The organism is Paeniglutamicibacter sp. MACA_103 (genome assembly GCF_045798555.1).
Classification (GTDB): Bacteria; Actinomycetota; Actinomycetes; order Actinomycetales; family Micrococcaceae; genus Paeniglutamicibacter.
The window spans coordinates 1-10,545 of record NZ_JBIXLN010000081.1 but is presented as its reverse complement, the minus strand read 5'-3'; the positions used below and the strand labels follow the sequence as shown (position 1 = coordinate 10,545).

10 protein-coding genes are annotated in these 10,545 nt (G+C 60.1%); 2 read left to right on the top strand and 8 right to left on the bottom strand.

Annotated elements, in window-relative coordinates:
* Positions 1-223: 223 nt before the first annotated feature.
* The 7 genes from ACIPVK_RS21250 to ACIPVK_RS21220 all read right to left on the bottom strand — a co-directional run bounded on the left by ACIPVK_RS21250 (position 224) and on the right by ACIPVK_RS21220 (position 6,282).
* Positions 224-1,180, bottom strand: a complete 957-nt coding sequence (locus ACIPVK_RS21250; protein WP_407613977.1) for an ABC transporter substrate-binding protein — start codon at positions 1,178-1,180, stop codon at positions 224-226.
* A gap of 241 nt (positions 1,181-1,421) precedes the next feature.
* Complete coding sequence (locus ACIPVK_RS21245) at positions 1,422-1,952, bottom strand: VOC family protein (RefSeq protein ID WP_407613976.1); 531 nt, start codon at positions 1,950-1,952, stop codon at positions 1,422-1,424.
* Between the two features lie 36 nt (positions 1,953-1,988).
* Positions 1,989-2,570: an amino acid synthesis family protein gene (locus tag ACIPVK_RS21240; RefSeq protein WP_407613975.1), complete on the bottom strand. Its 582-nt coding sequence runs from the start codon at positions 2,568-2,570 to the stop codon at positions 1,989-1,991.
* A 3-nt stretch (positions 2,571-2,573) separates the two neighbouring features.
* Positions 2,574-3,431 carry a fumarylacetoacetate hydrolase family protein gene (locus ACIPVK_RS21235; protein ID WP_407613974.1) on the bottom strand — a complete coding sequence of 286 codons (858 nt, stop codon included), beginning with the start codon at positions 3,429-3,431 and terminating at the stop codon, positions 2,574-2,576.
* An 89-nt stretch (positions 3,432-3,520) separates the two neighbouring features.
* The gene (locus ACIPVK_RS21230; RefSeq protein ID WP_407613973.1) at positions 3,521-4,096 is read right to left on the bottom strand and encodes a cupin domain-containing protein; all 576 of its coding nucleotides are present in this window, start codon (positions 4,094-4,096) and stop codon (positions 3,521-3,523) included.
* 145 nt (positions 4,097-4,241) lie between these two features.
* Entirely contained in the window at positions 4,242-5,090 is an 849-nt protein-coding gene (locus ACIPVK_RS21225) for an IclR family transcriptional regulator (protein WP_407613972.1), read from the bottom strand.
* Between the two features lie 85 nt (positions 5,091-5,175).
* Positions 5,176-6,282 (bottom strand): alcohol dehydrogenase catalytic domain-containing protein, encoded by a 1,107-nt coding sequence (locus ACIPVK_RS21220; protein ID WP_407613978.1) that lies wholly within the window; start codon positions 6,280-6,282, stop codon positions 5,176-5,178.
* A gap of 659 nt (positions 6,283-6,941) precedes the next feature.
* Here ACIPVK_RS21220 and ACIPVK_RS21215 point away from each other — a divergent pair.
* Positions 6,942-8,000 (top strand): MBL fold metallo-hydrolase, encoded by a 1,059-nt coding sequence (locus ACIPVK_RS21215; protein WP_407613971.1) that lies wholly within the window; start codon positions 6,942-6,944, stop codon positions 7,998-8,000.
* 378 nt (positions 8,001-8,378) lie between these two features.
* Here the strand turns inward: ACIPVK_RS21215 and ACIPVK_RS21210 are convergent, their stop codons facing one another.
* Entirely contained in the window at positions 8,379-9,080 is a 702-nt protein-coding gene (locus ACIPVK_RS21210; protein ID WP_407613970.1) for a GntR family transcriptional regulator, read from the bottom strand.
* Positions 9,081-9,316: 236 nt separating this feature from the next.
* Here ACIPVK_RS21210 and ACIPVK_RS21205 point away from each other — a divergent pair, with 236 nt between their 5' ends.
* On the top strand, positions 9,317-10,483 hold the full coding sequence (locus ACIPVK_RS21205; RefSeq protein ID WP_407613969.1) for a mandelate racemase/muconate lactonizing enzyme family protein: 1,167 nt from the start codon (positions 9,317-9,319) through the stop codon (positions 10,481-10,483).
* Positions 10,484-10,545: the final 62 nt, after the last annotated feature.

The following is a 10,545-nucleotide window of genomic DNA, read 5'->3' as shown; positions in this document are numbered from 1 at the left end:
CGCCGGGGGCAGGTACTTGGCCTGCACGATCCCCAGGATCGGCATCAATTCCCAGAACCCCAGGAACGCCACGACGCCGACCAGCCCCAGCACCCACTTCGGCCATCCCCTGGACGGCGCTCGGGAGGCGGTGGCCTTTGTCCCGGCACGCGTCGATGACTCGATCACCTGGGTCATGGCTTGCAACTCTTCATCGAAACCCTACTTCCCATGGTTCCCGGAATCATGGCAACAGTTCTTCGAGGTTCGGTGCCTGCTTCAGGGTTCCGTATTTGACAGCTGAGTCTCCCAGCCCGGTGAGCGCCTCTTTGTCGAAGTCGGGGCGGAAGTCCGGCAAGATGATCTTGTCAAGCACCGCTGCGTCCATCTTGGTATAGGTGGCAATGATGTCGCGGACCTCGTCCGGGTTTTGCTGCGCATATTCCAGGGATTCCTTCATCGCTGCCTGGAAGCTCTTGACGAGTTCCGGATCCTGTTCGATGACCTCACCCTTGGTGAAGTAGCCGGCGATGTCCAATTTCGGATGCGTTTCCTTGAAATTGTAGGAAACCACGTGGGCTCCATCAGCGATTGCGGTGGTCATGAAGGGTTCAGTGACCCAGCCAGCTTCGATCTGCTTGGTTTCCAACGCTGCGGCGACATTGGGGAAGTCGATCTCCACGAATTCAATGCTTTGTGGGTCTCCGCCTGCGGCTTCCACTGCGCTTCTTACTGTGGTGTCGCCGATATTGTTGAGGTTGTTGACCGAGACCTTCTTGCCTGCCAGGTCAGCGGCCGACTTAATGCCGGAGCCTTCAGGCGCGATCACGGCGCCGGAATCCGACTCCACCGAATTGCTCGCGGAGGCGGCGTTGCTCACGAAGCGCAGGTCCAGACCCTGTTCCTTGGCCACGAAGACGGACATGACGTTGCCGAAGGCAAAGTCATAGTTTCCGCTGACGACGCCCGGAATGTCCGCGCCACCAGCGACAGGCTCGATGGTGAGGTCCAGGCCTTCGGCCTCAAAGAAACCTTTTTCCTTTCCGAGCCAGATCGGAGCCGTGTTGGAAATCGCCATGGCTGCAACCGTGATTTTCTTCTTCCCTTCGGCCTGCGCCGCGGGTGCTTCATTCGAGGAACCGCACGCTGTGGTCAACAGGAGCATTGCCGAAGTAGCAGCGATGAGTGAACGCTTTTTCATTTTTTGTCCTTTGAGATGTCGTTGCGGCGATCCGGGAAGCACCATATGCATTTGATCGGAGTTCCTGCCGCTTGCTATGTGGATGGGGGGATCGGGCTGCCCCGGTGTTTCACGGTGACAGCCCGATCTTTCGGAAGCCTGCGATGCCGGTTCTTACCTGCGATTCATCCCGCCGCTTGGAGGTCTTCAGCGCGGAACGCCGGTAATTCAGGTAAGCGTTGCCCGGATCGAAGCACTTTTCCTAGGCACGGGCGAATTCGTTCCGCCATTGCTCGACCGTCTTGAAGGTCGGATCGGCTTTCACGATCCGTTCGGTTTCGGCCCAGATCTCCTCATCGCTCAGGCTCAGGTCCAACGGATCACCATGCGGCTGGGCGACGTACCAAGGAGTGTCGAGATAGACCTCGACAGTGTTCCCTTCCGGATCCTTGAAGTAGATCGACAGTGCATTGCCGTGGTTCAGGCCACGCATGTCACTCGCGCCTTCACCCAATGCCCGTTCCTGGGCCTGGCGCAGATGCTCGATATCCTTGATCTTGAAGGAGATCTGCATAACCGTGCTCGGGTGATCCAGATCCCGACCGCTGGCCAGTGCCAGTTGGTGGTGCTGCAGCGGGTTGCCGCTGAGGAACGCGATGGTGAACGGCATGGTTTGTCCCTCACCACGATCGGTGACGACCATGTCGAACACGTCGCAGTAGAACCGGGACATCATATCCAGGTCACTGACGAAGACCCCGAAGTGCGAGAGGGCCGGTGCATAGTTGCTCATGCTGCTTCCTTTACTTTGAAATGTCGGTTCTGTCGGTCAGCGTTGGCCGTCGTGGACGCTCACTGCATCCTTGGTCAGTCCGCCCAGCCGTGAATGGACCCGGCCGCCATCGCCCATGACCACGGCGAAGAGCATCTCATTCGGTCGAGGTGCATCCTGCAACCCGATTTCCATGCCGCTGTAGTGACTGCGGACATAGGAGGCATGGATGTAGTGCATGGGGACCATCAACCGGTAGCCGGCAGTTGCCACTGCTTGGGCCGAGGCCACCATTGCCTTTGGCTCATCGAGGACTTGCCGCATGGCCCAGCCGCCGGCTTCGTGCCACATGGCAGCATGCTCGATCTCGCCGTTCAGGCCCACGATCGCGCCCTTGCCGTAGGTCTCGATGTTCCCGGCACCTCCCAGTGCGTCGACCAGGTCGCGGCTGAGCACTTGGCCCAGCTCGCGCAATTCGGCCATCAGTGGCAACAGGTTCTGTTCGTGGCGTCCGGCGTAGGGGTTGGAGACCACCGCGGTGGCGGCACCCACTCGTAGCGGGCGCTCGGGCTCCGGCCCCCCGTCGTGGAAGACGGTTTCGATGGCCACATGCTTCTTGCGGATTCGGTAGCTGGTCATCGTCTAGACCTGCGCCATGACCGGGTTGACCAAGGTGCCGATCGCTTCGATCTCCACCTCGACGGTGTCCCCTGGCTTCATGAAACGCTGGGGCTTGCGACTCCATCCCACACCGGCGGGGGTGCCGGTGACAATCACATCCCCGGGCACGAGGGTGAAGATGGTTGAGGCGTAGTTGATCAGTTGCGGAATCGAGAAGATCAGGTTGCCGGTGTGTCCTGACTGCACCACTTCGTCGTTCAAACGCGTGATGATGTTCAGCTGCTGCCCCGGCGCGATCTCGTCCGCGGAAACCATCCACGGGCCGAAACCGCCCGTGTTCTCAAAATTCTTGCCGGCGGCGATCTGCTTGGCATGGAACTGCCATTCACGCACGCTGGCGTCGTTGTAGCAGCTGTAGCCTGCCACATGATCCCATGCCTCGTCTTCGGGGATGTTGCGTCCTTCCTTCCCGATGATGACCGCCAATTCCCCTTCCCAGTCCAGGGACTCCGAGGCATTGGGACGGATAATAGGTCCGCCATGTGCCGTTTGGGAGCGCCAGACCCGAAGGAAGATCGGTGGGAAGTCACTCAGTTCCCGCTGCATCCCCGCATCCAGCACTTCCTGGTGGTGGTCCATGTAATTGCGCACGGCACAGACGATCTTTTCCGGGCGCGGAATCGGAGGCAACAGGCGAACTTCGGCAACCGGGAAGCGAGGTTGGCCTGTCACCAGAGCCTCGCGCTTGGCATAGCTTTCACTTGCGATGAATTCCGTCAGGGTCTCCACACCGGTCACTTCACGCAGATCCACGATCTGCTCGTCGACCACTGCTCCGAAGGACTCTTGATCGTGGCGTACGTAGGAAACGAACTTCATTTTCTTTTCTCTCTCCTGCCGGCAATGCCGGCCATTGATCGGTGTGCCACAGCGGGCACGGTTTTCGGCTGGATTGAAGGTTTTCGCAGCTAGATGCTGCTGGCCTGCCGCGCTTGGGTAAGCGTTGGCTGGGCCGGCTGCACAACGGCACCCATGAGCACCACAAAGAGCGTGGCCGGTTTGTCACTGTGGTTGCGCCAGGCGTGGCGTGCCCCGTTCTGCACGAGCACATCTCCTTGTTGCAAGGAGACTTGCTCACCGTCGTCCAGTTCCAACACCAACTGCCCGTCGGTGACGACGGCATAGTCGATGGTGGGGGTGGTATGCATGCCCGGGTTCTCCTCTTCGAAGCATTCGGCCAGTCCTGGCTTGGTGGCCAAATCCTCGGCGCGGGCGGCCAGCGGGTCGAATTCGGCATCGGCATAGACGCTGCCTGGCGGAAAGGTGATGGCCAGGGCGATCGTCTCGCCAACTCCGGGGACATAGTCGGCCAGCGGATGCTGAGCGGATTCGATGGACGCGTGGGGCGTGGCGTCGGTCCGCCAGACCAATGCGTCCGCAAACCCGGGGGTGTGGATATATTCCCGGTGCACCGGCGGGGTGCCGTCGCTGACGATCACCGATTTGCCGGCCTCATTCGTGGCGACCACTACTCGGCGAATCATTCTTTCCTTCTTTCTGTAGGGGAAATCGAAAGTGTTCACCCGAAAAAGGCAACACGGAGCCAAGGCACTGTCATTTATGTGTTCTTGGGAGTCTGGGTCCGAAGCGGCTTATGGCCTGTCTCGGACCGCGGCGGTGTGAGTCGGGTCAGTCCGTGGCGGGACACTCCGAAGATGGCGGCGTAGCCGTGAGGGTGTGTGGCATGGGCCGGAAGTTCGGGGTATCTCGGTGGTCGGGGGGCACGGATTGCAGGTATTGGGTCAGGTTGCTGGCCTCCTGCCGCACGGCTCGTTCGATGGTCTCCAAATCACGTTCATCATTGCCAACGATCGTTCCGATGCTGCCCACCAGCGTCCCGTCTACACCGAACACCGGAGCGGCCAGCGCCGTTTGGGCCGACACTAGTTCGCCATAACTGCGAGAGCAGCCTTGCCGCCGCACAATCTGGAGGCGTCTGCGTAGGTCATCCGCGGTTACCAGAGTTCGTGGCGTGTAGGCAGTCAACGGCCCCGATAGCACCATGTCGCGGGTACTGGCGCTGCCAAAGGCCAGCAACACCTGACCCGTGGCGCTGGCGTGCAAGGGCAGTTTGGTGCCTTCCGGGGAGATCCGGTCTGGCACCGAATGCCAGGAGAGCTTCTCCAGCACCAGGCCGTAGCTGCCATGCAGCGTCACCAAGTGCACATGTTCCTTGGAGACTTCCAGCAACCGTTGCAGGTAAGGAACTGCTGCTTGGCTCAGCGTGTAGGACTGTGGAGCGCGGCTGGCGATACCCCACAGATTCAGCCCGATGACGTAGCGGCCGCTGGGGGTTCGGTCCAGCGCCCCACTGTCGACGAGGTCCGCCAACAAGCGGTGTGTCGTGCTAGTCGGCAGTTGCGTCAAGCGTGCGATTTCGCTCAGTCCCGCCTCGACGCGGTGTCCGGAGAACACCGCCAGGATGGCTATCGCCTTGCTGACCACGCTGCGTCCAGCCTTCGAACTGTTACCTGCCATTTTCTACTCCCCCATAAGTACTGCGAGTACTGCCAATCTTGAGTGTTGATCCTAGACCGCCACGCGAAGGTCGGTGCTGTGAGTCTTACACGGGTGAAATAATGAAGTTGCTGAACCCTCCGTTGCGCGCCGCGATCCCTGAAATCGCTTCATTGACATCATCAAGCGGATAGATGATGTGCTCGAACACCGACAGGTCCACCACACCCGCGGCGGCCATGTCCACCATCGCCTGCCCCTCGCCCGCGCTGAACCAGCACGATCCGATCAACCGCAACTGGGCGTCCATCATGTGGTGCACATCCATGGGGACTAGGCCCGCGGTCGCCCCGATGTTCACAGAGACGCCGCCGCGCCGCAGCGAGTAGATCCCGTCGTTGAACGCGTCGTGATCCGCCCCAGGACCCAGGGCGTCTATATGCACATCCACCCCGTGTCCCGTCAGCTCCTTGGCTTTGGTGCTGACTGGTCCGTCCTGGGTGCAGTGGGTAATGATCCGTTCCGGAGCCAGGGCCTTGACCTTGTTCAGCAATTCCCGGTTGCGGCCGGTGCCAATGATCATGGAAGCGCCCATGGCCAGCGCGAACAGGGCCACGCCCAATCCGAGGGTGCCGCTGATGCCGTTGATCAGCACCGTGGTGCCCGGTCCTACCTCGGCCTTGCGCAGCCCCGCAAAGCCGGTGCCCAGATATCCGAGCCGTGCAGCGGTCTCGAAGCTCATTGAATCCGGCAGCCGCACCAGCGAATACTGCGGGACCAAGGTATATTCAGCCAACCCGCCGTACGGGTAGCGCTCAAGCATCCGCCCGCTGGTGGGGGTAAGCCCGAAGTAGCCTGAGAATGCGAAGTTCTGGCAGTGCATCCGATTATTCGACCTGCATTCCTTGCAGGAATCGCAGAAGCGACCGGGATTGGCGTAGACCCTGTCACCGGGCTTGAAGTCCTTGACATCGCTGCCCACCGCCTCGACTACGCCGGCCGGGTCCAGACCAAAAATCGCCGGCAGTTGCGGCAGCGGGTTCTGTGGGAACCAAGTGGTCCAATTGTGCAGCACGTTGGCGAGATTTGGCACTATGTTGCAAGCCATCACCCGTACCCTCACATCCTGAGGCCCGGGAACCGGCTTGGGCACATCTTCCAGCAGCATCGGCTGGCGCACATCGTGCATCCTCGCTGCGCGCATGGTCTCCATCAAGATCTCTCCTTGGCAATGGGTAGTGAAAGTTTTTTGGAAGCAACCTCACCCGATATCCGGTTCGGAGAAGCGCTGCGTGATACCCAAAGTGTTGCAAGTCACGATCCCGGGCAACCAGATCCTTCCCGCTGGACGGGAAGGATCTTTCGCCGCTACCTGGGCGGCCTCACTTCGCGCACAATTCAGGTGCAGCAATGGATGCGCCCGAACGATACCCGCCCACCACTCGCGATTCAAGCAAACAAGGATTCTTCCCGCCCAGCAGAAACCTCATAGCACCGATGTGCTTCACGTCACAAAATTGGCACTAGCCCGAGTGCCGGCCGCAATGAAAATTCCGTGCTTACGCCTCCCTCGGTTGTCGACTGATAGCTACCTCTTCGTTTCGTTGCTTGCAATCGTCGAACCACGGGTTGTGACCACACACGACCGTAAGGCTGAGGTTGGAATGGACAGGAACGGACTGGCTCTGAAGCGCAGAGTAGCAAAAAGCGCTTCCGGGGACATGCTGGATCTACGCGTGCCAAGGCTCAACTACGAAACCTTCTCGACGGCCGTCGCCATCCGCAAAGTCGTCTTCATTGGAATTCCGCTAACGAAACCCACCTTCGAGTGGAGCAGAACCATTCACTACCCAATTGACAAAGGAGCTCACGATGGGAAAGTCCCCACTTCACACCCGTCTTTTTCGATTCACTGCGCTATCGCTCAGCGGGATGCTTTGCATGGTCGCCGCTGGATGCGCGGACAACGATCTTCCGCAACCTAAGGCGGCAGCGGCTGCCCAGATGGATACCACTCCAACCCAACATCCGGCCGCTGCACCCTTGAACGACGACGAACTTCGAGTAACCCTGCTGGGAACAGGTAGCCCATTACCCAGCACGTCGCGCGCGGGCATGTCGACCCTGGTACAGACGAATAAGTTGAACCTGGTCATTGATGCTGGCCGCGGCGTAACAACACGACTGCACCAGGCGGGCGTGTCACTTGGCCAGATCGACGGCGTCTTCCTGACTCATTTCCACTCGGACCATGTCAGTGGCCTGGCCGACCTGTGGATGACCGGTTACATTCCGCCGCTGGGCGGAAGGCAGGAGGCACTTTCCTTATATGGCCCCGAAGGCGTGGGGAATATTGCAGAGGGCTTAACCTCTGCTTTCAAGAACGATGCCGACGTACGTGTCGCGGACGGGGAGGTGAAGCCCGAGGCGACGGGCTTGTCCGCCACGGAGTTTACACACGAAGGAGTGGTGTTTGACCAGGACGGTGTCCGGGTAACCATGTTCGATGTGCAGCACGATCCGAAGGGAGCAATTAAACCGTCCGTCGGATACCGAGTTGATTTCGGTGAGCACTCGGTGCTCATTAGCGGAGACACCATACCGGTTGACAACATCGTCAAATACGGTTCAAACGTCGATGTCATGATCCACGAGGTTGCGGAATTTGAGGATACCTCGGCGCTTCCCACCGTGTATGCCCACCACACCAACCCCCGACAGGCAGGCCAGATATTCAAAACAGCCGCGCCACAAATGGCCGTATACAGCCACATTGTCAACGGCACAATCGGGATTCCGGGAGTGAGCAATGAGAAGCTTGTAGAGCGAACACGTGAAAACTATGACGGCCCATTGACCGTGGGAGAAGACCTCATGTCATTCCTCATTTCCGGCACCGGAATAGAGGTCCACCACCCTAGCAACATTTGACCTTGACCCGTCGACAAAAAATCGCTGACCACCCGGTGATGCGAACCCGATGCGGTTACCCTGGGGGTGCCTAACCAAGGCCTCGGAGACCCGCATTGGATGGGATGAATCTTAGGATCCCGAAGGGGTAAAGGACTGCGTTTTAAGCGCTCTATTGGCCATGGTGTAGCTTCCTGGGCTCGGAGGTTTACGGTGGAATCAGCACGGCATACCGGTAGTGCTGACGCTCTTGAACCCACAAGGACCTGGCAGTTGCACCAAGGTGTGGCTGAAGAAGAGTTCCGCCCCGTCGGTCCGGTAGGCACTCGGACTGACGGTGCGGGCCGAGGGCCGACGGCAGCGGCAGGGTACTGACGATCGCCGGGATGCCGGTGGATACTAGGCTTTTTCCGCCGGAGTTACCGCCTGGACGTTCTCGCGCTCCTCTAGCGCTCCGGTAACAGAGGCCGTGAGACTGTTGGCTATATGGGTGCGGGCAAGTTCGGCAGCGCCGGCGCCGTCCCCGGCAATGACGAGCTCGAGTATCTGGTGGTGCTGGTTCAAGTCGATCGTTCGGGGTTCGTCACCAGAGGGGAGCTCCAGGCCGACGCGGCGGTACCGGTCAGATTTGTCCCAAAGGTCATCCAGGAGCTTGATCATGACGTCGTTGTGCGAGGCAACATAGACGGCCCGGTGGAATTCCCGGTGCACCGCAATCGCACCCTCGCCCCAGACCCGCGTGACAGGCAGCAGCTTCTCGGCGGCTGCGCGCATTGCTGCTATATCGGCGTCCGTCCGGCGGGAAGCCGCCAGTTCGGTTGCCGATGGTTCGAGTGAGAGGCGGACCTCAAGGAGTTCTCGCGCTTCGGTGGCGCTCATGGCGGCCACCCGGGAGTCGCGGTGAGTGTCCATGGTGATCAGCCCCTCGCTTGAGAGCCGACGGATCGCTTCGCGCAGGGGGGTGATGCTCATTTGCATGTTGTCGGCCAGTTCATACTGAGAGATGCGCGATCCCGGGGCAAGTCCACCGGAAAGGATTAGTTGGCGGAGTTCGCTGTACGCCAGACTGCCCTTACTGGAAAAGACATTAGTGGTGCTCATCTGCTGCTCCGAATCTCTTGCCAAGGTGTGACCCCCTTTGCCTACAGCATAGCGCCTTGTGAACTTCTTATAAGAAATTTCCTCGAAGTGCTTGTGCTGCCCGTCACTTAGAACTAGCCTTGAACCCAAGGTCTTATAAGATATTCGCTCAAACGGATCGTGTCCCACATCATCCCGGACGAGCCTTGATCAGAGTTCTTATAAGAAATAAGACATCAACTCAGGAGAGATCAAAGATGAAAATCGTTTCCGCCCACGTCGGCACCATCCCCATCAGTTCCTCGATCCGGAACGCTTTCATTGACTTCACCAAGATGGACTGCACGATCATCGCCCTTGTCTCCGATGTGTTCGTCGACGGTGAGCCTCTGGTGGGCTATGGGTTCAACTCCAACGGTCGCTATAACGCGACGGGCATCCTGAAGGACCGCATCCTGCCGCGCATCATGGATGCCCCGTCCGAGGACCTTCTCGATGAAGATGGACAGCTCTCGCCGGAGAAGGCATGGGACCTGATGATGTCCAATGAGAAGCCCGGCGGCCACGGCGAACGCTCGGTCGCCGTCGGCGTCGTCGACATGGCCCTGCACGACCTGGCCGCGAAGATCGCCGGCGTCCCGCTGTACCGGTGGATCTCGGATCACTACGGTGACGGTGACCCGGACAAGGACGTCTTCGTCTACGCCGCCGGCGGCTACTACGCCCCCGGCAAGAGCCTCGAAGACCTGCAGAACGAAATGCGCGGCTTCCTCGCCAAGGGCTACAACGTGGTCAAAATGAAGATCGGCGGCGCCGACCTCGCCGAGGACCTCCGCCGCATCGAAGCCGTGATCGAGGTCCTCGACGGCGACGGTTCCCGCCTGATGGTGGACGTCAACGGCAAGTTCGATCTGGAAACGGCTATCGAATACGGCAAAGCCATCGACCAGTACGGTCTGTTCTGGTACGAGGAAGTCGGCGATCCGCTGGACTACGCCCTGAACGCCACCCTTTCCGAGCACTACAAGAACCCGATCGCCACAGGAGAAAACCTGTTCTCCCTGCAGGATGCCCGGAACCTGATCCGCCACGGCGGCATGCGCCCGGACCGCGACTTTATCCAGGTCGACCCCGCCCTAAGCTACGGCCTGGTTGAGTACAAGCGAATCCAGGACATGCTGGCCCAGCACGGCTGGTCCTCACGCCGCTGCATCCCGCACGGCGGACACCAGTTCTCCCTGCATATTGCAGCCGCCCTCAAGCTCGGCGGCAACGAGTCCTACCCGGGCGAGTTCCAGCCCACCGGCGGTTTCACCGACGACGCCGTCATCGTCAACAGCCGCGTGGCTCCGGGCGATCTGCCGGGCATCGGGCTCGAAGGCAAGGCGGAGTTCTACAAGGTCCTGCGCGCGCTGCACAACTGACCATTCCTGTAGTTCCGCGGGGGGGGGGGGGGGGGGGGGGCCGCCGGCCCCCCCCCCCCCCC